A 20896-nucleotide genomic window follows, 5' to 3' on the forward strand; every position below is an offset into this window, starting at 1 on the left:
AAGCCCTGATTTGGATCGTATCCCAAGTCCAAAGCCAAAACCGTATAACTTTACATTATTTTGTGTTAAATCATCTTTAAGGTATGTGAAATCTATGATAGAGTGAACGTATGAATTTCTAGAAAGAATGTATCTGTATTCGGTGTTAATTGTGCTGTATAATGTAGCCTCTAAACTGTTTTCGTTGAAACCTCTGACAGATTGAATTCCTCCTAATCGAAATTTTTCATTGGTTAAATATCGGTCAGATATCAGTGCTTCGGAAGTATTGTTAAAATAAATGAAATTTCTATCGTTCAATTCCCATAGGTAATTCCCTGTAAAAGAAAACTTGGTTTGTTCGTTCTTTTCGGTGTCATTTTTTCGAGTTCCAATCTGAGCTTCCAGGCTGGCAAAAACTTTGTTTTGGAAAATGCTGTAGTTATTATTTCTTTTAGAAAAAGTATATCCAGCAGTTGTAAAAAAACTTTTGTAATCGTCAATTGAGGTATTGGTGTTGTCTTCTAAGAGATTATTGGACTCAATTTGTTGTATTCCTACGTAAACTTGATTGTTTTGGTTGATTTGGTAAAAAGTGTTCAGTTTTGTGTTAACGATATTGAAAAGAGAATCGCGTCTAAATATGTCTAAACCTGCAATTATTCCGATAGGAGAATTGAAGATATATGGAATTTTTAAATCGGCTAAAAACTTGGTCTGTCCATTTCCGTCATTTTTCCATAAAATATTGAATTGTTCGCCGGCGTTCAGGTTGTTGATGAGTTTTAAATCTAAATAACCGTTTAGTTTTAAATTTCCAGTGTCTTCATCTGAGTTGAATCCTAAAAAGCCATCAAAAAAATTACTTTTCACTTTTTCAATATAGACATATAGGGTTGTGGAATCTTTAGAGAATAATATTTCTGGGTCTTTTATTTGTCGCGCAAACGGGAGTTGATTTAAGCGTTTCGTTTGTTTGGTAATCTCTTCTTTATTGAAAGTTTTTGCCGTAAGTCGTAAATAATGTTTGGTGTATGATTTTGGAAATTTTTCATATCCTTTAATGATAATCTTATCTAAACTTCTCTTTTTTGTAATCGAAATGCTTAAATCGGCAAAAATTACGTCTTGTTTTTTTTTAACGTTCTTGAGTTGAACTTCTGCGAAAGGGTTTCCAGTATTTTGAAAGTTTTCTACGATAGCTTCTAAAAAAGGAGTGAGGCTTTCCGGTGTAATTGTCAATGTATTTTCTGTGTGTTTTAAATTGAATGCTTTTAAAAGACTTTTGTCTAATTTTTGACTGTTGTAATTTATAACTAAAGAAGTGTAACGGGTGCTAATGTTGAAAGTGCTTTGGTAGATGGAATCATTAATCTTTTCAAGTTTTGTGTAAGAGGTGTCAAAATATCCAATAGTGAATAGCGCTTTTTGTAAAGAAGCGAGTTCGTCTATAATGGATTTTACATTTTCGTGCGATTTTTTATAATTCGTAGCATCAATAATTTGTTGTTCCTCGTTGGAACTTCCATTGATTTGTAATGTTTGTCCAAAACTAAAATAGGTGCAAAAAAACGCAAAAAATAAAAGTGAAATATGTAAAGTTAATTTTTTCAAGCTAAAAAATGAATGCGATCATGCATCAAAATAACGTAAAAAAACAGGAAATAATGTGTGGAAACACTTGAAAAAATTAATCTTATTGAAAATTAAGTTATTAAGATTTGAATTATAAGAAAAAAAACATACCTTTGCCGCCCTCAAAAGAGGGTTTTAAAACAAAATTATATTTAATAATAGATGCCAACAATTTCACAATTAGTAAGAAAAGGAAGAGCCAAAATAACTAAGAAGAGTAAATCGGCTGCTTTAGATTCTTGTCATCAGAGACGTGGAGTATGTACGCGTGTATACACAACAACACCGAAAAAACCGAATTCAGCAATGCGTAAAGTCGCTAGGGTTCGTTTAACAAACGGTAATGAAGTGAATGCTTACATTCCAGGAGAAGGGCACAATCTACAAGAGCACTCGATAGTATTAGTTAGAGGTGGAAGGGTAAAAGATTTGCCAGGAGTTAGATATCATATCGTTCGTGGAGCTTTAGATACAGCAGGTGTAGAAGGTAGAACACAACGTAGATCTAAGTATGGTGCAAAACGCCCAAAGAAGTAATTAAAAACTTTTAATGTAAAGACATGAGAAAAAGAAAGGCGAAAAAAAGACCTCTTTTACCAGATCCAAGATTTAACGATCAATTAGTGACACGTTTTGTGAATAACTTAATGTGGGATGGTAAAAAGTCTGTAGCATTCAAGATTTTCTATGACGCAATGGATATTGTAGATCAAAAGAAAACAGACGACGAAAAAACTGCTTTAGAAATTTGGAAAGAAGCATTATCTAATGTAATGCCTCACGTAGAAGTTCGCTCTCGTAGAGTGGGTGGAGCTACCTTCCAAATTCCAATGCAAATTAGACCAGATAGAAAAGTATCTATGGCGATGAAATGGTTAATTAGCTATTCTCGTAAGAGAAATGAGAAATCAATGGCTTTAAAATTAGCTTCTGAAGTATTAGCAGCTGCAAAAGAAGAAGGTGCAGCGGTTAAGAAAAGAGTGGACACACACAAGATGGCTGAGGCAAACAAAGCATTCTCACATTTTAGATTTTAATCAGATACAACTATACAAAAATGGCTAGAGATTTAAAATATACTAGAAATATCGGTATCGCTGCTCATATTGATGCTGGTAAAACAACTACTACTGAGCGTATCTTATACTATACAGGTGTAAGTCACAAGATTGGAGAAGTGCACGATGGTGCTGCTACAATGGACTGGATGGAGCAAGAGCAAGAGCGTGGTATTACTATTACATCTGCTGCGACAACTTGTACATGGCAATTCCCAACTGAAAACGGAAAACCAACTGCTGATGCAAAAGGATATCACTTTAATATTATTGATACTCCAGGTCACGTTGACTTTACAGTAGAGGTAAACCGTTCATTACGTGTATTAGATGGGTTAGTTTTCTTATTTAGTGCAGTTGATGGTGTTGAGCCGCAATCTGAAACTAATTGGAGACTTGCTGATAACTACAAAGTTCCAAGAATTGGATTTGTAAACAAAATGGACCGTCAAGGTTCCAACTTTAGTAATGTTTGTACTCAGGTGAAAGAAATGTTAGGTTCTAACGCTGTACAAATCGTATTACCGATTGGAGAGGAAGCTGACTTTAAAGGTATTGTTGACTTGGTGAAAAACCGTGCTATTGTATGGCATGATAATACACAAGGAGCTACTTTTGATGTGATCGATATTCCAGAAGAATTAAAAGAAGAAGCAGCTGAAGCGCGTGCACACTTAATTGAAGAAGTGGCAACGTATGATGAGGAGTTGTTAGAGAAATTCATGGAAGATGAAAACTCTATCACAGAAGATGAAATTCATGCTGCATTAAGAGCTGCTGTAATGGACATGGCAATCATTCCTATGATTTGTGGTTCTGCATTTAAAAATAAAGGAGTTCAATTCTTATTAGATGCAGTTTGTCGTTACTTACCTTCTCCAACAGATAAAGAAGATATTAAAGGAACGCATCCTGATACGGAAGAAGTAATCTCTCGTAAGCCAGATGTAAAAGATCCTTTTGCTGCCTTAGCATTTAAAATTGCTACAGATCCATTCGTAGGTCGTTTGGCATTCTTCCGTGCATACTCAGGAAGATTAGATGCAGGTTCTTACGTTTTAAATAACCGTTCAGGTAAGAAAGAGCGTATTTCACGTATCTACCAAATGCACTCTAACAAGCAAAATGCAATTGAATATATTGAAGCTGGAGATATTGGAGCTGCTGTAGGATTTAAAGATATCAAAACAGGAGATACTTTATCTGATGAGAAGAATCCTATTGTATTAGAATCAATGGACTTCCCTGATCCGGTAATTGGTATTGCTGTTGAGCCAAAAACAAAAGCTGATGTTGATAAATTAGGTATGGCTTTAGCGAAATTAGCTGAAGAAGATCCAACATTTACAGTAAAAACAGATGAGGCTTCTGGGCAAACAGTAATCTCAGGAATGGGAGAGCTTCACTTAGATATTATTGTTGACCGTTTAAGGCGTGAGTTTAAGGTTGAAGTAAATCAAGGTGAGCCACAAGTTGAGTACAAAGAGGCATTAACAAGATTAGCAGAACACAGAGAAACATATAAGAAGCAGTCTGGTGGACGTGGTAAATTCGGTGATATCGTATTTGAAATGAGTCCAGTGGATGAAGATTTCGAAGGAACTGGATTACAGTTTATTGACGAGATTAAAGGTGGTCGTATTCCAAAAGAATTTATTCCAGCAGTAGAAAAAGGATTTAAGACAGCAATGTTAAACGGACCTTTAGCAGGATTCGAAATGGATTCTATGAAGATTACTTTAAAGGATGGGTCTTTCCACCCTGTGGATTCTGATGCATTATCATTCGAATTGGCAGCTAAATTAGGTTACAAAGCAGCGGCAAAAGCAGCTGGAGCTGTAATTCTTGAGCCAATCATGAAATTAGAAGTATTAACTCCAGAAGAAAACATGGGAGATATTGTAGGTGACTTAAACCGTCGTCGTGGACAAGTATCTGATATGTCTGATAGAGCTGGTTCTAAAGTTGTAAAGGCTACTGTGCCATTATCTGAAATGTTTGGTTATGTAACATCATTAAGAACATTATCATCAGGAAGAGCAACTTCAACGATGGAATTCTCTCATTACGCAGAAACTCCTTCTAATATTTCTGAAGAAGTAATCGCGAAGTCTAAAGGTGTAACTGCTTAAAACTAAGAAAATGAGTCAAAAAATTAGAATAAAATTAAAATCATACGATCATAACTTAGTTGATAAGTCAGCTGAGAAAATCGTAAAAACAGTAAAAACTACTGGAGCTGTGGTAACTGGTCCAATTCCATTACCAACGCACAAGAAAATCTTTACTGTATTACGTTCTCCACACGTAAACAAGAAGTCAAGAGAGCAATTTCAATTAAGTTCTTACAAGAGACTATTAGATATCTATAGTTCTTCTTCAAAGACAATTGATGCACTTATGAAGCTTGAATTACCAAGTGGTGTTGAAGTAGAGATCAAAGTGTGATAAATTCTGAATTCAAAATTCTGAATTCAAAATTTTCAAAACATGTCCTGAGCTGCGGGCGAAGGAAAAACGGTAAAAATACAATTCAGGGTTGAAACGTATTTTTCGCCCTGAATTTTTTTAAATAAGTAAATAAATTAAATAAATAATTATGTCTGGGTTAATCGGAAAAAAAATCGGCATGACAAGCATCTTTGACGAGAATGGGAAAAATATTCCATGTACCGTTATCGAAGCAGGTCCTTGTGTCGTTACCCAAGTCAGAACCAATGAGGTTGACGGGTATGAAGCTCTTCAACTTGGTTTCGATGACAAGGCAGAAAAACGTGCTTCAAAAGCGGCTAATGGTCACTTTAAAAAAGCAGGTACTTCGCCTAAATACAAAGTTGTTGAATTCCAAGGATTTGAAGGAGAGTATAATTTAGGTGACAGCATCACTGTAGAGCACTTTGAAGAAGGCGAGTTTGTTGATGTTTCTGGAACATCAAAAGGTAAAGGTTTTCAAGGAGTTGTGAAGCGTCATGGGTTTGGAGGAGTTGGTCAAGCTACGCATGGTCAGCACAACCGTCTAAGAGCGCCAGGATCTATTGGAGCTGCATCTTATCCTGCACGTGTATTCAAAGGAATGCGTATGGCAGGAAGAATGGGTGGAGAAAAAGTGAAAGTTCAAAATTTAAGAGTTTTAAAGGTGGTTCCTGAAAAGAACTTATTAGTTGTTAAAGGAGCTATTCCTGGTCACAAAAATTCTTATGTAATCGTTCAGAAGTAATGGAAGTAGCAGTTTTAGATATAAACGGAAAAGAAACAGGTAGAAAGGCAAACCTTTCTGATGCTGTTTTTGCTATTGAGCCTAACGATCACGCTGTTTACTTGGATGTGAAGCAATATCTTGCAAATCAAAGACAAGGAACGCACAAGGCAAAAGAAAGAGCTGAAATCGCGGGAAGTACTCGTAAGATTAAAAAGCAAAAAGGTACAGGAACAGCGAGAGCTGGTAGTATCAAAAACCCTTTATTTAAAGGTGGAGGTAGAGTTTTCGGTCCAAGACCAAGAAGCTACTCTCAAAAATTAAACAAAAATGTTAAGAGATTGGCTAGAAAATCAGCTCTTACATTAAAGGCAAAAAGCGAGTCAATTATCGTTGTTGAAGACTTCAATTTTGACGCTCCTAAGACTAAAAATTTCATCAATGTATTGAAAGCTTTAGGGTTAGATAGTAAAAAATCGCTATTTGTGTTGGGTGATTCAAATAATAATGTATATTTGTCGTCACGTAATTTGAAAACCTCTGAGGTTGTAACTAGTTCAGAACTAAGTACTTACAAGATTGTTAATGCAAATAGTATAGTTCTTTTTGAAGGTTCGCTAGAGGGAATTGAGTCAAACTTAAGTAAATAAGAAACCAAATGAGCATCTTAATTAAGCCAGTTGTAACTGAAAAAGCTACTGCTGATAGTGAATTAAATAATCGTTACACTTTCTTAGTAAATGTAAAAGCTAACAAAGTTGAGATTAAGAAAGCTATAGAGGCTACTTATGGGGTTTCTGTAGAGAAAGTTCGTACTATGAATTACGGACCAGATAGAAAAGTACGTTACACCAAGACTGGAATCCAGCATGGAAAAACGAATGCAACAAAAAAAGCAATCGTTGATGTAGCGGAAGGAGATATTATTGATTTTTATAGCAATATATAAGTAAAGACAAACAATGTCAGTAAGAAAATTAAAACCAATTACACCAGCTCAGCGTTTTAGAGTAGTCAATGGATTCGATGCTATTACTACTGATAAGCCGGAAAAGAGTTTGCTTGCACCGAAAAAGAGGTCTGGTGGTAGAAACAATCAAGGTAAAATGACTATGCGTTACATCGGAGGTGGTCATAAAAAAAGATACCGTATTATTGATTTCAAGAGAGATCGTAAGGATGTTTCTGCGGAAGTGAAAACTATTGAGTATGATCCGAACAGAACTGCTTTTATCGCATTAGTTCAGTACACTGATGGAGAAAAGCGTTACATCATCGCTCAAAATGGATTAAAAGTAGGTCAAACCGTAATTTCAGGAGAAAAAGTTGCTCCAGAAATTGGAAACACAATGCCTTTAAGTAACATTCCTTTAGGAACTATTATTTCCTGTGTAGAATTGCGTCCAGGTCAAGGAGCTGTTATGGCTCGAAGCGCTGGTGCATTTGCTCAGTTAATGGCACGTGATGGAAAATACGCTACTATCAAATTACCTTCAGGTGAAACAAGAATGGTAATGGCAAATTGTTTAGCGACAATTGGAGCTATCTCTAACTCTGATCACCAATTACTAGTTTCTGGTAAAGCAGGTAGAGGAAGATGGTTAGGTAGAAGACCAAGAACAAGACCAGTAGTAATGAACCCGGTTGATCACCCAATGGGAGGTGGTGAAGGTAAGTCTGCAGGTGGACACCCAAGATCTAGAAATGGTATTCCAGCTAAAGGATTCCGTACAAGATCTAAGACCAAAGCGAGCAATAAGTATATCATAGAACGTAGAAAGAAATAAGACATGGCAAGATCATTAAAAAAAGGACCTTATGTTCACTATAGTTTGGATAAAAAAGTTCAACAAAATATTGAGTCAGGAAAGAAAGCCGTGATCAAAACTTGGTCAAGAGCGTCTATGATTACTCCAGATTTCGTTGGTCAGACTATCGCTGTTCGTAACGGTCGTCAGTTTGTTCCTGTATATGTTACAGAAAACATGGTAGGACATAAGTTAGGAGAATTTTCACCAACAAGATCGTTTAGAGGTCACGCTGGTGCTAAAAATAAAGGAAAAAAATAATAAGAAGCTATGGGAGTTCGTAAAAGAGAAAGAGCAGAGCAAATCAAAGAAGCTAAGAAGAGTATAGCTTTTGCAAAGTTGAATAACTGCCCTACTTCGCCAAGAAAAATGCGTTTAGTAGCGGATTTAGTAAGAGGTGAAAAAGTAGAAAAAGCGCTTCATATATTAAAATTCAGTCAAAAAGAAGCATCACGTCGTTTAGAGAAGTTGTTATTGTCTGCAATCGCAAACTGGCAAGCTAAAAACGAAGATGCAAGTGTTGAAGAAGCTGAATTATTTGTAAAAGAAATCCGAGTGGATAGTGGAAGTATGTTAAAAAGACTTCGTCCAGCTCCACAGGGTCGTGCACACAGAATAAGAAAACGTTCCAACCATGTTACATTGGTATTAGGAGCTAATAATAACACACAAAGTTAAGATAAGTAAGTATGGGACAAAAGACAAATCCAATCGGAAATCGCCTTGGTATCATAAGAGGATGGGAATCTAACTGGTACGGAGGTAATGACTATGGAGATAAACTTGCTGAGGACGATAAAATCAGAAAGTATATCCATGCTCGTTTATCTAAAGCTAGTGTTTCTAGAGTAATTATTGAGCGTACGCTTAAACTTGTAACCGTTACTATCACTACGGCTCGTCCAGGTATCATCATTGGTAAAGGAGGTCAAGAGGTAGACAAGTTAAAAGAAGAGCTTAAGAAAATTACAGGTAAAGAAGTACAGATCAATATTTTTGAGATCAAGAGACCTGAACTTGATGCAAACCTAGTTGCTGCTAGTATTGCGCGTCAAATTGAAAATAGAATTTCATACAGAAGAGCTATCAAGATGGCTATTGCGGCTGCAATGCGTATGAATGCTGAAGGGATCAAAGTGCAAATTTCTGGACGTTTAAACGGAGCAGAAATGGCGCGTTCTGAATCTTACAAAGATGGTCGTATTCCTTTATCAACTTTCAGAGCAGATATCGATTATGCATTACATGAAGCTCACACTACGTATGGTAGATTAGGAGTGAAAGTATGGGTAATGAAAGGTGAGGTTTATGGAAAGAGAGAATTATCTCCATTAGTAGGAATGTCTAAAAAGCAATCTGGCAAAGGTGGAAATAATCAAGGTGGAAAAGGAAAATCTCGTCGTAGAAAGTAATTTTTTAAAGTAAAGAAAAATGTTACAGCCAAAAAGAACAAAATATCGTAAAGTACAGAAAGGGCGCATGAAAGGTAACTCTGGTAGAGGTCACATGCTTTCTAACGGTATGTTTGGTATCAAATCATTAGATTCAAATTTCTTGACATCTCGTCAAATCGAAGCAGCTCGTATTGCAGCAACTCGTTACATGAAAAGGGAAGGTCAATTATGGATTAAAATATTTCCAGACAAGCCAATCACTAAAAAGCCACTTGAGGTACGTATGGGTAAAGGTAAAGGTGCTCCAGAATATTGGGCAGCTGTTGTAAAACCTGGTAGAATTATTTTTGAAATTGGTGGTGTGCCAATGGAAGTTGCTAAAGAAGCATTACGCTTAGCAGCTCAAAAATTACCAGTTAAAACGAAGTTTATTGTAGCTCGAGATTACGAAGCTTAATTTTTAGGAAGTATGAAACAATCAGAAATTAAAGAATTATCTGTAGCTGAGTTACAAGAAAAACTAAAGGAGTTAAAAAAGAATTACTCAGACTTAAAAATACCACACGCTATCTCTCCTTTAGATAATCCAATTCAGTTGCGTTCAGTAAGAAGAACAGTTGCGAGAGTAGCTACTGAACTAACTAAAAGAGAATTGCAATAAATTGAATTCTACTGACAGATGGAAAAAAGAAATTTAAGAAAAGAGAGAATAGGTGTTGTTACTAGTAACAAAATGACGAAATCAATCGTGGTTTCTGAAGTGAAAAGAGTAAAGCACCCTATGTACGGTAAGTTCGTGTTAAAAACAAAGAAATATGTTGCACACGACGAAAAGAACGATTGTAACATTGGTGATACTGTGAAAATAATGGAAACACGTCCATTAAGTAAAACCAAGTGTTGGAGATTAGTTGAAATCATTGAAAGAGCTAAATAATTATGGTACAACAAGAATCAAGATTAAAAGTAGCAGACAACACGGGAGCTAAAGAAGTTTTAACAATCCGTGTTTTAGGAGGAACGAAAAGGCGTTATGCTTCTGTAGGAGATAAAATTGTTGTGACTGTTAAAGACGCAACTCCTAATGGAAGTGTGAAGAAAGGACAAGTTTCTACAGCAGTTGTTGTACGTACTAAGAAAGAAGTAAGAAGACCAGACGGATCTTACATCAGATTTGATGACAATGCATGTGTACTGTTAAACCCAACTGGGGAAATGAGAGGAACACGTGTTTTTGGACCGGTGGCTAGAGAACTTCGTGACAAACAATTCATGAAAATTGTATCATTAGCGCCAGAGGTGCTTTAATACAGAGCTTAAGATGACAAAACTAAAGATAAAAACAGGAGATACAGTAAAAGTGATTGCTGGTGCTAATAAAAGCACTGCAGACAATCCTGTTACTGGTAAAGTATTAAAAGTTCTACGTGAAGAAAATAAAGCAATTGTAGAAGGTGTAAATATCGTTAAGAAACACACTAAGCCAAGCGCTCAAAATCCTCAGGGTGGAATTGTAGAGAAAGAAGCTCCAATCCATATCTCTAACTTAGCGTTGATGACTTCCAAAGGAGAAGCAACAAGAGTTGGATACAGAATGGAAGGAGATAAGAAAGTAAGGTTTTCTAAAAAATCTAATGAAGTACTATAGTTATGGGGTATGTTCCAAGATTAAAGCAAGAGTACAAGGACCGAGTTGTTCAAGCTCTTACAGAAGAATTTAGCTATGCAAATGTAATGCAGGTACCAAAACTTGAAAAAATAGTTTTAAGTAGAGGAGTTGGTGGAGCAGTAGCTGATAAGAAGTTAATTGACCATGCTATTGAAGAGTTTGGGAAAATTACAGGACAAAAAGCAATTGCTACCATTTCTAAAAAGGACGTTGCATCTTTCAAATTACGTAAAGGAATGCCAATTGGAGCAAAGGTTACGTTAAGAGGAGAGAAAATGTATGAGTTCTTAGATAGATTGGTTACTTCAGCCTTACCACGTGTAAGAGATTTTAACGGAATCAAAGCAAATGGTTTCGACGGAAGAGGTAATTATAACTTAGGAATTACTGAGCAAATTATCTTTCCAGAAATAAATATCGATAAAGTAAATAGAATTGCTGGAATGGATATTACATTTGTAACTTCTGCGTCAACAGACAAAGAAGCTAAATCATTATTAACTGAATTAGGATTACCTTTTAAAAAGAATTAATTATGGCTAAAGAATCAATGAAAGCCCGTGAGGTTAAAAGAGCTAAAACGGTTGCTAAATATGCTGAGAAAAGAAAAGCTTTAAAAGAAGCTGGAGATTACGAAGCATTGCAAAAGTTGCCTAAAAATGCCTCTCCAATTCGTATGCACAACCGTTGCAAACTTACTGGAAGACCAAAAGGGTACATGCGCCAGTTTGGAATTTCTCGTGTAATGTTCAGAGAAATGGCAAACAAAGGATTAATTCCTGGAGTTAAAAAGGCAAGTTGGTAAAATTATAAATTGGTTTCAGGTTCGATTTGTGTCGAAAACCAAAACCGCAAATTAATAGATATGAATACAGATCCAATAGCGGATTACTTAACAAGAATCAGAAACGCCAGTAGAGCGGGACACAGAGTTGTCGAGATTCCAGCTTCAAAGCTTAAAAAAGAAATGACGAAGATCTTATTCGATCAAGGATATATCTTAAGCTACAAGTTTGAAGACACAACTGTACAGGGAAGCATCAAAATCGCTTTAAAATACGATAAGATGACTAAAGAGCCTGTAATCAAGAAAATTCAAAGAATCAGTACGCCAGGTTTACGTCAGTATGCTGGAGCTAACGAACTTCCACGAGTATTAAACGGATTAGGAATTGCAATTGTTTCTACTTCTCACGGAGTAATGACAGGAAAGCAAGCAAAACGTGAAAATGTTGGTGGAGAAGTTTTATGTTACGTTTACTAATAAAAAAGACTAACGGAAATGTCAAGAATAGGTAAAAACCCAGTAAGTATCCCAGCAGGAGTTACTGTAGATATAAAAGAAGGTCAGGTAACCGTAAAAGGTAAGTTAGGAGAATTGACACAAAGCATTGAAGGAATTACTATCAAGCAAGAAGAAAGTCAATTAGTACTAGAACGTCCATCTGATAGCAAAGATCATAGAGCAAAACACGGTCTATATAGAGCATTAATCAACAATATGGTTGAAGGTGTATCTAAAGGATTTACAAAAGAGTTACAACTAGTAGGAGTTGGATACAGAGCAAGTAACCAAGGACAAAGACTAGAGCTAGCTTTAGGATTTTCACACAACATTGTTATGGACTTAGCACCTGAGGTGAAAGTTGAAACAATCTCTGAGAAAGGTAAAGATCCAATCATTAAATTAACTTCCCACGATAAACAATTGGTAGGACAAGTAGCGGCTAAAATCCGTGCGTTCCGTAAGCCAGAGCCTTACAAAGGAAAAGGAGTTAAGTTTGTTGGAGAAGTATTAAGAAGAAAAGCAGGTAAATCAGCTTAATAATTAATTATGGGATTATCAAAGACTGAAAGAAGACAAAGAATCAAAAACAGAATTAGAAAAATCGTTGGTGGTACAGAAGCTAGACCAAGATTATCTGTTTTTAGAAGTAATAAAGAAATTTATGCTCAAATTATCAATGATGTAGATGGTAAAACAATTGTTGCCGCATCATCTAGAGATAAAGATATCAAAGCTGAAGGGACAAAAACAGAAGTTGCTGCCTTAGTTGGTAAGTCAATCGCTGAAAAAGCTTTAAAAGCTGGAATTGAAACAATTTCATTTGATAGAGGTGGTTACTTATACCACGGAAGAGTAAAATCATTAGCAGAAGGTGCTAGAGAAGGAGGACTTAAATTCTAAGAAACTATGTATCAGAAATACAAAAACGCAGAATTAGTAAAGCCAGGTGGACTAGAATTAAAGGATCGTTTGGTAGGAGTACAACGTGTAACTAAAGTAACAAAAGGTGGTAGAGCCTTTGGATTTTCAGCGATCGTAGTTGTTGGAGATGAAAACGGTGTTGTAGGACATGGTTTAGGAAAATCTAAAGATGTTGCTACTGCAATTGCAAAAGCAATTGAAGATGCGAAGAAAAATTTGGTTCGTATTCCTTTGCAAAATGGTACATTACCACATGAGCAAAAAGGAAAATACGGAGGAGCTAGAGTTTATATTCAGCCAGCATCTTCGGGTACGGGAGTTATCGCAGGTGGAGCTGTACGTGCAGTATTAGAAGCTGTAGGGGTTCACAACGTATTATCAAAGTCTCAAGGATCATCCAACCCGCACAACGTAGTAAAAGCAACTTTTGATGCTTTATTACAATTGAGAGATGCAGGAATGGTTGCAAGACAAAGAGGAATTTCTTTAGAAAAAGTATTCAAAGGATAAATCAAGGATAAAATGGCAAAAATTAAAGTAACACAAGTAAGAAGCAAAATTAGTCGTCCTCAAAATCAAAAGAGAACACTAGAAGCGCTAGGTCTTAAAAAGATCGGTCAGGTTGTAGAACACGAAGCTACACCAAATATCCTTGGAATGGTAAATAAAGTTAAACATTTAGTTTCTGTTGAAGAAGCTTAAAAATAACAACTGGTTATGGATTTAAGTAACTTAAAACCAGCTGAAGGTTCAGTTCAAAGTAATAACAAAAGAGTAGGTAGAGGACAAGGTTCTGGAAAAGGTGGTACTGCTACACGTGGTCACAAAGGAGCTAAATCTCGCTCTGGTTATTCAAAGAAAATTGGATTTGAAGGTGGACAAATGCCGCTTCAGAGACGTGTTCCTAAGTTTGGTTTCACAAATATCAACCGTAAAGAATATCAAGGTGTAAATCTTGATAGACTTCAGGAATTAGTTGACGAAGGTAAAATCACAGATACTGTTGATTTAGACATATTAGTAGCTAACAGAGTAGCTAGAAAAACTGATTTAGTAAAAATCCTTGGAAGAGGAGAACTTAAATCAAAATTAAAAGTTACAGCTCACAAATTCACAGCTTCAGCAAAAGCAGCTATCGAAGCAGCAGGAGGAGAAGCAGTAACTTTATAATTTCTACATAGAAGCATGAAAAAAATTATTGACACAATAAAAAGTATTTGGAGTATTGAGGAACTAAAAAATAAAATTTTAGTAACTCTTGGACTATTACTAGTATACCGTTTTGGTGCACAGGTGAGTCTTCCAGGTATGGACTATACAAAACTTGGTGAAGCATTTACAGGTAATTTTGATGATGGACTTGGAGGTCTATTAAATATGTTTACTGGTGGAGCTTTTGCCAAGGCTTCTGTATTTGCACTAGGAATTATGCCATATATATCTGCTTCTATTGTAGTTCAGTTGATGGGAATCGCAATTCCTTACCTACAAAAACTTCAAAAAGAAGGAGAAAGTGGTCGTAAAAAAATCACACAAATCACAAGATGGCTTACTATCGTTATCTGTTTGGTGCAAGCACCATTCTATTTATGGGGATTAGGAGCTTTAGGCGTACCAAACGAGGCATTTACAATCGGAAAAGGATTAGATTTCATTATTCCTTCTGTAATCATTCTTGTTACAGGGTGTGTTTTTGCAATGTGGCTTGGTGAGAAAATTACAGATAAAGGAATTGGTAATGGTATCTCATTATTAATTATGGTTGGAATTATTGCACAAATGCCAACTGCATTCTTGCAAGAATTCGCTTCCAACTCAGGAAGACCAATGTTGATCCTTATAGAAATTGTAATTTGGTTAGTAATTATACTTGCGAGCGTCATGCTGGTAATGGCAGTACGCCAAATACCTGTACAATATGATAGAAGAACAGCAACGGGAGGATATGAAAAGAATATGTTTGGAGCAAGACAATTTATTCCATTAAAATTAAATGCATCTGGTGTAATGCCAATCATTTTTGCACAAGCTTTAATGTTCGTACCTACAGCCATCGGAAAAGGTTTAGGTAGTGAATCTAGCTTAGGGCAATGGATGATAGCCAATTTTCAAGATGTATTTGGATTATGGTATAATGTTTTGTTTGCATTCTTAATCATCATATTTACATACTTCTACACAGCTATCACAGTGCCTACAAATAAAATGGCAGATGACTTAAAGAGAAGTGGAGGATTCATTCCAGGAATTCGCCCAGGTGGAGAAACTGGAGAATACTTAGACAAAATAATGTCACAAATTACCTTGCCAGGATCAATCTTTTTAGCATTGATCGCAATCTTCCCTGCTATTGTAGGAACGATTATGGGAATACAACAAGGTTGGGCATTATTCTTTGGAGGAACATCGTTGCTAATTATGGTAGGAGTTGCCATAGATACCATGCAACAAATAAACTCATATTTGTTGAATAGACATTATGATGGTTTAATGAAAACTGGTAAAAACCGTAAAGTAGTTGCATAATTATGGCTAAACAAGCTGCAATAGAACAAGATGGAACAATCATAGAAGCATTATCAAATGCAATGTTCCGTGTAGAATTAGAAAATGGTCACATCGTAACGGCACACATTTCTGGGAAAATGCGTATGCATTATATCAAATTATTACCTGGTGATAAAGTGAAATTGGAAATGAGTCCATACGATTTAACAAAAGCAAGAATTACTTATAGATACTAAAAATCATGAAAGTAAGAGCATCATTAAAAAAGAGAAGCCCTGAGTGCAAAATTGTACGTCGTAAGGGAAGATTATACGTAATCAATAAAAAGAATCCTAGATTTAAACAAAGACAAGGATAGTTATGGCAAGAATCGCAGGAGTAGACATTCCAAAACACAAAAGAGGTGTTATCTCATTAACATACATCTTTGGAGTAGGTAGAAGCAGAGCTAAACAAATCTTAGCAACTGCAAACGTAAGTGAAGACACTAAAGTTTCTGATTGGACTGATGAAGAAATCGGTAAAATCCGTGAAGCTGTAGGAACTTACACAATTGAAGGTGAATTACGTACTGAAGTTCAGTTAAACATCAAACGTTTAATGGATATCGGTTGTTACAGAGGAATTCGTCACAGATCTGGACTTCCATTAAGAGGGCAAAGAACAAAGAACAACTCTAGAACAAGAAAAGGTAGAAGAAAAACTGTTGCTAACAAGAAAAAAGCAACTAAATAATATTTTGTAGTATGGCAAAGTCTAGCAAGAGTACAAAAAAACGTAAAGTAATAGTTGAGTCTGTAGGAGAGGCACACGTAACAGCTTCTTTTAACAACATCATTATTTCGCTTACAAACAAAAAAGGAGATGTGATTTCTTGGTCATCTGCTGGTAAAATGGGCTTTAGAGGTTCTAAAAAGAACACACCTTACGCTGCACAAACTGCAGCAGAAGATGCTTCTAGAGTAGCTCATGAAGCTGGTTTGCGTAAAGTAAAAGTTTACGTAAAAGGTCCAGGAAATGGTAGAGAATCTGCTATCAGAACTATCCATAATGCTGGAATTGAAGTAACAGAGATTATCGATGTTACTCCATTACCACACAATGGATGTAGACCTCCTAAAAGAAGAAGAGTATAATTAATTTATTTTCACTTTGAGAGATTAACGATTATCGAAGGACAAGCCTTAATTCATAATCACTCTCATAATAACTATTAGAAATGGCAAGATATACTGGTCCAAAGACTAAAATTGCACGTAAATTCGGAGAAGCAATTTTCGGAGACGATAAATCTTTTGAAAAAAGAAATTATCCTCCAGGGCAACACGGAAACAACAGACGTAGAGGAAAAAAATCTGAATACGCTATCCAGTTGCAAGAAAAACAAAAAGCAAAGTATACTTATGGTATCCTTGAGCGTCAATTTAGAAATCTATTTGATAGAGCTAACAGAAGCAAAGGAATTACTGGTGAAGTATTATTACAATTATGTGAATCTCGTTTGGATAACGTTGTTTACAGAATGGGAATCTCTCCTACAAGAAGTGGTGCAAGACAATTAGTCTCTCACCGCCACATCACTGTAAATGGAGAATTAGTAAATATTCCTTCTTACACATTAAAAGCAGGTGATGTAGTTGGTGTAAGAGAAAAATCAAAGTCTCTTGAAGTAATTGAAATATCTCTAGCAAACGCTAGCCACGTATACGAGTGGATTACATGGAATGGAGAAAAGAAGGAAGGTACGTATGTATCTATTCCGGAAAGACTTCAAATTCCTGAAAACATCAAAGAGCAATTAATCGTAGAATTATATTCTAAATAATTATAAATCAGAAAGTATTCTTAATATGGCATTATTAAACTTCCAAAAGCCCGACAAAGTTATCATGATTGACTCATCTGAGTTCGATGGCAAATTTGAATTTCGTCCTTTAGAACCTGGTTATGGGCTAACTATCGGGAACGCATTAAGAAGAGTACTTCTATCATCATTGGAAGGTTTTGCGATTACTTCTGTACGAATAGACAAAGTAGATCACGAATTTTCAACGATTTCTGGTGTTGTAGAAGATGTAACAGAAATTATTTTGAACTTAAAGCAAGTACGCTTTAAAAGACAAATAGATGATATCGACAACGAATCAGTATCTATTTCTGTTTCAGGAAAAGAACAACTTACTGCTGGTGATTTCCAAAAATTTATCTCTGGTTTCCAAGTATTAAATCCAGATTTAGTTATCTGTAACATGGATGCTAGCGTGAATATCAACATGGAAATTACTATCGAAAAAGGCAGAGGGTATGTTCCTGCTGAAGAAAACAAAAAATCAAATGCTCCATTAGGAACAATCTTTACAGATTCTATTTATACACCTGTAAAGAATGTTAAGTATAGCATAGAAAATTATCGTGTTGAGCAAAAAACTGACTACGAAAAATTGGTTTTTGAAATCATCACTGATGGATCTATTCACCCTAAAGAAGCCTTAACTGAAGCTGCAAAAACATTAATTCACCACTTCATGCTATTCTCTGATGAGCGTATCACTCTAGAAGCGGATGAAATTGCACAAACAGAAACGTATGATGAGGAATCATTACACATGCGTCAGTTACTAAAAACAAAATTAGTAGACATGGACCTTTCTGTAAGAGCATTAAACTGTTTAAAAGCTGCAGAAGTAGATACATTAGGAGACTTAGTATCTTACAACAAAAATGATTTAATGAAATTCAGAAACTTTGGTAAAAAATCTTTAACAGAGCTAGAAGAACTAGTAAACGTGAAAGGTTTAAGTTTCGGGATGGACTTATCAAAATACAAATTAGATAAAGATTAATTCCTTTGTAATTTGCTCCTCAAACGAGTTGAAGCAAGATAAAGGTCAAAAACAAATGTCATGAGACACGGAAAAAAAGTAAACCACTTAGGTAGAAAAACTGCTCACAGAAAAGCAATGTTAGCTAATATGGCTTGTTCTTTAATCGAGCACAAACGTATCAACACTACTGTTGCTAAAGCAAAAGCTTTAAAACAATTTGTTGAGCCATTAGTAACTAAGTCTAAAGAAGACACAACGCACAATCGTCGTTTAGTATTCAGCAAACTTAGAAACAAGTATGCAGTAACTGAGTTATTTAGAGATGTAGCTGTAAAAGTTGCTGACAGACCAGGTGGATACACAAGAATTATTAAGTTAGGAAATCGTTTAGGAGATAATGCACAAATGGCATTAATCGAATTAGTGGACTACAACGAAACGTACAACACTGAGAAGAAAGCGAAATCAACTAGACGTAGTAGAAGAGGAAGAGGTGGTAAAAAAGCTGCGACTCCTGCTCCAGTTGAAACTCAAGCTTCTAACGAAGAAGAATAATGAAAATCAATTCATTACATACAAAAGGATAAACTTTATGAGTTTATCCTTTTTTTATATAAATGAAGGTCAATTTATGCTAGCCTAGTACAACGAATCACCAAACAATGATCAAACTTGTAAAATCATTAGTTCCTAAAAATATAAAGAAGTTTATTAAACGAAAAGTTCTTAAGAAAGGATATGTTAGTAAACCTGTTCATCTAGCTTCTTTAGTTAAGGATGAATTTACATTAGATTGCACAATCGCTTATAATAAATATGGAGGCTATTGTACACCGTACACAGTACAAAAAGAATCTGTAGTACAAGCAATTCTTAAAGGAGAAGTATATGAACCAAATACAATTCAATATATTATTGATCATTGTGAAAATGGCGATGTGATACAAGCAGGCGCATTTTTTGGAGATTTCTTACCAGGAATAGCCAAAAATATTTCAAAAAATGCCAAAGTTTGGACCTTTGAACCTAGCTCAGAATTTTATAGATGTGCACAAATTACAATACTTATCAACAATCTAAAAAATGTAGAACTCTTTCAAGTAGGCTTAGGTGCTGAGAAATCAGAACAAAAGTTACAAGTTGCTACAGAAGATGGAAGACAATTAGGTGGCGCAAGTAGAATAATTGACTCAGAAAATGGTAAATTTGTACCGATTTTGATCGAAACGCTAGATAGCATGATTCCTGAAAACAGAAACATCTCAATTATTCAACTCGATTTAGAAGGTTTTGAAGTTCCTGCGCTCAAGGGTGCTATCAATACAATCAAACGATGCAAACCAATTTTGATATTAGAAATATTATCACACAACGACATTTTAACGAACGATTGGTTTAAAGAAAATATCCTTTCTTTAGGCTATAATATTACAGGAAAAGTTCACAACAATACTATAATTACAATACAACACAACTAAATTAGCATAGCGATATGAAATACCAAAATCGACAAAAAGCACTATTACTTTTAGAAGATGGAACGATCTTTTACGGAAAAGCAATTGGACAGCCAGGAACTGCTTTCGGAGAAGTGTGTTTCAATACAGGAATGACAGGTTATCAAGAAATCTTTACAGATCCCTCATATTATGGACAATTGATGGTAACAGCAAATGTTCACATTGGAAACTACGGAACCGCAGAAGATGAAATGGAGTCTGATAGTGTGAAAATTGCAGGATTAATATGTAAAAACTTTAGTTACGAATTCTCAAGAGATGCAGCCGAAAGTTCTTTGAAAGAGTTTTTGGATAAAAACAATCTATTTGCAATCTCTGATGTTGATACAAGAGCTTTGGTGAGCTATATCAGAGACAATGGAGCTATGAATGCCGTAATTTCTACAGATGTAGATAATGTTGACGGACTAAAAGCAAAACTAGCAGAAGTGCCAAGCATGGCTGGATTAGAATTAGCTTCAAAGGTATCAACGAAAGAACCATACATTTACGGAGACGAAAATGCAACGCATAAAATCGCGGCTCTAGATATTGGAGTAAAGAAAAACATCTTACGAAACTTAGCAAAACGTGATGCATGTATCAAAGTATTTCCATACGATGCAACTTTTGAAGAAATGAGCGCGTGGAATCCAGATGGATACTTCTTATCAAACGGACCTGGAGATCCAGAACCACTAGAAGGAGCTATCAAAGTAGCACAAGAAGTAATCAAACGTGACTTGCCATTATTTGGAATCTGTTTAGGACATCAAGTAATTGCATTGGCAAATGGAATTTCAACATACAAGATGCACAACGGACACCGTGGAATCAACCATCCAGTAAAAAATATGATTACTGGTAAAGGTGAAATCACATCTCAAAATCACGGATTTGCTATCAATAGAGAAGAAACAGAGGCAAATGAAAATGTAGAAATCACACATGTACATTTAAATGATAATACGGTAGCAGGAATTCGTATCAAAGACAAAAACTGCTTCTCTGTACAATATCACCCAGAAGCAAGTCCAGGACCACACGATGGTGAATATCTATTTGATCAATTCATTGAAAACATTCAAAAAGTAAAAACAGTTTAAATACAAACCA

Annotated in this window: 35 protein-coding genes; 34 read left to right on the forward strand and 1 reads right to left on the reverse strand. The window is 35.5% G+C overall.

Features of this window, described 5'->3' with window-relative positions:
* On the reverse strand, nucleotides 1–1593 hold a 1593-nt coding region (locus MK119_RS22125; protein WP_290683490.1), incomplete at its 3' end, for a ShlB/FhaC/HecB family hemolysin secretion/activation protein.
* Between the two features lie 183 nt (nucleotides 1594–1776).
* Between MK119_RS22125 and rpsL the strand changes: the two genes are divergently transcribed.
* The 34 genes from rpsL to carA all read left to right on the forward strand — a co-directional run bounded on the left by rpsL (nucleotide 1777) and on the right by carA (nucleotide 20886).
* Nucleotides 1777–2151 carry a 30S ribosomal protein S12 gene (gene rpsL, locus MK119_RS22130; RefSeq protein WP_290683492.1) on the forward strand — a complete coding sequence of 125 codons (375 nt, stop codon included), beginning with the start codon at nucleotides 1777–1779 and terminating at the stop codon, nucleotides 2149–2151.
* 23 nt (nucleotides 2152–2174) lie between these two features.
* The gene (rpsG, locus tag MK119_RS22135) at nucleotides 2175–2651 is read left to right on the forward strand and encodes a 30S ribosomal protein S7 (protein ID WP_290683494.1); all 477 of its coding nucleotides are present in this window, start codon (nucleotides 2175–2177) and stop codon (nucleotides 2649–2651) included.
* 20 nt (nucleotides 2652–2671) lie between these two features.
* Nucleotides 2672–4804 carry an elongation factor G gene (gene fusA / locus MK119_RS22140; RefSeq protein WP_290683496.1) on the forward strand — a complete coding sequence of 711 codons (2133 nt, stop codon included), beginning with the start codon at nucleotides 2672–2674 and terminating at the stop codon, nucleotides 4802–4804.
* 10 nt (nucleotides 4805–4814) lie between these two features.
* Nucleotides 4815–5120, forward strand: coding sequence for a 30S ribosomal protein S10 (rpsJ, locus tag MK119_RS22145; RefSeq protein WP_007094989.1), 306 nt, complete (start codon nucleotides 4815–4817; stop codon nucleotides 5118–5120).
* A gap of 151 nt (nucleotides 5121–5271) precedes the next feature.
* Nucleotides 5272–5889, forward strand: a complete 618-nt coding sequence (gene rplC / locus MK119_RS22150; protein WP_290683527.1) for a 50S ribosomal protein L3 — start codon at nucleotides 5272–5274, stop codon at nucleotides 5887–5889.
* A complete protein-coding gene (gene rplD, locus MK119_RS22155) occupies nucleotides 5889–6518 on the forward strand; it encodes a 50S ribosomal protein L4 (RefSeq protein ID WP_290683529.1) in 630 nt (209 codons plus the stop codon). Before rplC ends, rplD begins: the two co-directional genes overlap by 1 nt.
* Before the next feature lie 8 nt (nucleotides 6519–6526).
* Nucleotides 6527–6817 carry a 50S ribosomal protein L23 gene (rplW, locus tag MK119_RS22160; protein WP_046745103.1) on the forward strand — a complete coding sequence of 97 codons (291 nt, stop codon included), beginning with the start codon at nucleotides 6527–6529 and terminating at the stop codon, nucleotides 6815–6817.
* A 13-nt stretch (nucleotides 6818–6830) separates the two neighbouring features.
* Nucleotides 6831–7655: a 50S ribosomal protein L2 gene (gene rplB, locus MK119_RS22165; RefSeq protein ID WP_290683533.1), complete on the forward strand. Its 825-nt coding sequence runs from the start codon at nucleotides 6831–6833 to the stop codon at nucleotides 7653–7655.
* A 3-nt stretch (nucleotides 7656–7658) separates the two neighbouring features.
* Nucleotides 7659–7937, forward strand: a complete 279-nt coding sequence (gene rpsS, locus MK119_RS22170) for a 30S ribosomal protein S19 (protein WP_290683535.1) — start codon at nucleotides 7659–7661, stop codon at nucleotides 7935–7937.
* 9 nt (nucleotides 7938–7946) lie between these two features.
* Nucleotides 7947–8354: a 50S ribosomal protein L22 gene (gene rplV / locus MK119_RS22175; protein WP_290683537.1), complete on the forward strand. Its 408-nt coding sequence runs from the start codon at nucleotides 7947–7949 to the stop codon at nucleotides 8352–8354.
* An 11-nt stretch (nucleotides 8355–8365) separates the two neighbouring features.
* Nucleotides 8366–9088 (forward strand): 30S ribosomal protein S3, encoded by a 723-nt coding sequence (gene rpsC, locus MK119_RS22180; RefSeq protein WP_290683539.1) that lies wholly within the window; start codon nucleotides 8366–8368, stop codon nucleotides 9086–9088.
* 19 nt (nucleotides 9089–9107) lie between these two features.
* Nucleotides 9108–9527, forward strand: coding sequence for a 50S ribosomal protein L16 (gene rplP / locus MK119_RS22185; protein WP_290683541.1), 420 nt, complete (start codon nucleotides 9108–9110; stop codon nucleotides 9525–9527).
* 12 nt (nucleotides 9528–9539) lie between these two features.
* Nucleotides 9540–9731, forward strand: coding sequence for a 50S ribosomal protein L29 (gene rpmC, locus MK119_RS22190; RefSeq protein ID WP_290683543.1), 192 nt, complete (start codon nucleotides 9540–9542; stop codon nucleotides 9729–9731).
* 18 nt (nucleotides 9732–9749) lie between these two features.
* Nucleotides 9750–10007 carry a 30S ribosomal protein S17 gene (rpsQ, locus tag MK119_RS22195; RefSeq protein ID WP_007094979.1) on the forward strand — a complete coding sequence of 86 codons (258 nt, stop codon included), beginning with the start codon at nucleotides 9750–9752 and terminating at the stop codon, nucleotides 10005–10007.
* Nucleotides 10008–10009: 2 nt separating this feature from the next.
* Entirely contained in the window at nucleotides 10010–10378 is a 369-nt protein-coding gene (gene rplN, locus MK119_RS22200) for a 50S ribosomal protein L14 (RefSeq protein ID WP_007094978.1), read from the forward strand.
* 13 nt (nucleotides 10379–10391) lie between these two features.
* Nucleotides 10392–10718: a 50S ribosomal protein L24 gene (rplX, locus tag MK119_RS22205; RefSeq protein WP_290683547.1), complete on the forward strand. Its 327-nt coding sequence runs from the start codon at nucleotides 10392–10394 to the stop codon at nucleotides 10716–10718.
* Nucleotides 10719–10720: 2 nt separating this feature from the next.
* Nucleotides 10721–11272: a 50S ribosomal protein L5 gene (gene rplE / locus MK119_RS22210; protein ID WP_290683549.1), complete on the forward strand. Its 552-nt coding sequence runs from the start codon at nucleotides 10721–10723 to the stop codon at nucleotides 11270–11272.
* A gap of 2 nt (nucleotides 11273–11274) precedes the next feature.
* The gene (gene rpsN / locus MK119_RS22215) at nucleotides 11275–11544 is read left to right on the forward strand and encodes a 30S ribosomal protein S14 (protein WP_076620346.1); all 270 of its coding nucleotides are present in this window, start codon (nucleotides 11275–11277) and stop codon (nucleotides 11542–11544) included.
* 60 nt (nucleotides 11545–11604) lie between these two features.
* Nucleotides 11605–12003, forward strand: a complete 399-nt coding sequence (rpsH, locus tag MK119_RS22220; RefSeq protein ID WP_290683553.1) for a 30S ribosomal protein S8 — start codon at nucleotides 11605–11607, stop codon at nucleotides 12001–12003.
* A gap of 18 nt (nucleotides 12004–12021) precedes the next feature.
* Entirely contained in the window at nucleotides 12022–12564 is a 543-nt protein-coding gene (rplF, locus tag MK119_RS22225) for a 50S ribosomal protein L6 (protein ID WP_290683555.1), read from the forward strand.
* A gap of 9 nt (nucleotides 12565–12573) precedes the next feature.
* Entirely contained in the window at nucleotides 12574–12927 is a 354-nt protein-coding gene (rplR, locus tag MK119_RS22230; protein ID WP_290683557.1) for a 50S ribosomal protein L18, read from the forward strand.
* Nucleotides 12928–12933: 6 nt separating this feature from the next.
* A complete protein-coding gene (gene rpsE, locus MK119_RS22235) occupies nucleotides 12934–13458 on the forward strand; it encodes a 30S ribosomal protein S5 (protein ID WP_108115107.1) in 525 nt (174 codons plus the stop codon).
* A gap of 12 nt (nucleotides 13459–13470) precedes the next feature.
* Complete coding sequence (gene rpmD / locus MK119_RS22240; RefSeq protein ID WP_290683561.1) at nucleotides 13471–13650, forward strand: 50S ribosomal protein L30; 180 nt, start codon at nucleotides 13471–13473, stop codon at nucleotides 13648–13650.
* 15 nt (nucleotides 13651–13665) lie between these two features.
* Complete coding sequence (gene rplO, locus MK119_RS22245) at nucleotides 13666–14118, forward strand: 50S ribosomal protein L15 (RefSeq protein ID WP_290683563.1); 453 nt, start codon at nucleotides 13666–13668, stop codon at nucleotides 14116–14118.
* Between the two features lie 15 nt (nucleotides 14119–14133).
* Nucleotides 14134–15474 carry a preprotein translocase subunit SecY gene (gene secY, locus MK119_RS22250; protein WP_290683565.1) on the forward strand — a complete coding sequence of 447 codons (1341 nt, stop codon included), beginning with the start codon at nucleotides 14134–14136 and terminating at the stop codon, nucleotides 15472–15474.
* A gap of 2 nt (nucleotides 15475–15476) precedes the next feature.
* The gene (gene infA, locus MK119_RS22255) at nucleotides 15477–15692 is read left to right on the forward strand and encodes a translation initiation factor IF-1 (protein ID WP_007094967.1); all 216 of its coding nucleotides are present in this window, start codon (nucleotides 15477–15479) and stop codon (nucleotides 15690–15692) included.
* A 5-nt stretch (nucleotides 15693–15697) separates the two neighbouring features.
* The gene (gene ykgO, locus MK119_RS22260) at nucleotides 15698–15814 is read left to right on the forward strand and encodes a type B 50S ribosomal protein L36 (protein WP_074978891.1); all 117 of its coding nucleotides are present in this window, start codon (nucleotides 15698–15700) and stop codon (nucleotides 15812–15814) included.
* A gap of 2 nt (nucleotides 15815–15816) precedes the next feature.
* Nucleotides 15817–16191, forward strand: coding sequence for a 30S ribosomal protein S13 (gene rpsM / locus MK119_RS22265; RefSeq protein ID WP_290683571.1), 375 nt, complete (start codon nucleotides 15817–15819; stop codon nucleotides 16189–16191).
* An 11-nt stretch (nucleotides 16192–16202) separates the two neighbouring features.
* The gene (gene rpsK, locus MK119_RS22270) at nucleotides 16203–16592 is read left to right on the forward strand and encodes a 30S ribosomal protein S11 (RefSeq protein WP_007094964.1); all 390 of its coding nucleotides are present in this window, start codon (nucleotides 16203–16205) and stop codon (nucleotides 16590–16592) included.
* Nucleotides 16593–16675: 83 nt separating this feature from the next.
* On the forward strand, nucleotides 16676–17281 hold the full coding sequence (gene rpsD / locus MK119_RS22275) for a 30S ribosomal protein S4 (protein ID WP_290683574.1): 606 nt from the start codon (nucleotides 16676–16678) through the stop codon (nucleotides 17279–17281).
* A 25-nt stretch (nucleotides 17282–17306) separates the two neighbouring features.
* Nucleotides 17307–18299 (forward strand): DNA-directed RNA polymerase subunit alpha, encoded by a 993-nt coding sequence (locus tag MK119_RS22280; protein ID WP_007094962.1) that lies wholly within the window; start codon nucleotides 17307–17309, stop codon nucleotides 18297–18299.
* A gap of 60 nt (nucleotides 18300–18359) precedes the next feature.
* Nucleotides 18360–18836 (forward strand): 50S ribosomal protein L17, encoded by a 477-nt coding sequence (rplQ, locus tag MK119_RS22285; RefSeq protein WP_290683577.1) that lies wholly within the window; start codon nucleotides 18360–18362, stop codon nucleotides 18834–18836.
* 107 nt (nucleotides 18837–18943) lie between these two features.
* Nucleotides 18944–19759, forward strand: coding sequence for an FkbM family methyltransferase (locus MK119_RS22290; RefSeq protein ID WP_290683579.1), 816 nt, complete (start codon nucleotides 18944–18946; stop codon nucleotides 19757–19759).
* A 14-nt stretch (nucleotides 19760–19773) separates the two neighbouring features.
* The gene (gene carA / locus MK119_RS22295) at nucleotides 19774–20886 is read left to right on the forward strand and encodes a glutamine-hydrolyzing carbamoyl-phosphate synthase small subunit (protein ID WP_290683581.1); all 1113 of its coding nucleotides are present in this window, start codon (nucleotides 19774–19776) and stop codon (nucleotides 20884–20886) included.
* The last annotated feature ends 10 nt before the right edge of the window (nucleotides 20887–20896 follow it).

Source organism: Kordia sp., from assembly GCF_022447245.1.
Classification (GTDB): Bacteria; Bacteroidota; Bacteroidia; order Flavobacteriales; family Flavobacteriaceae; genus Kordia.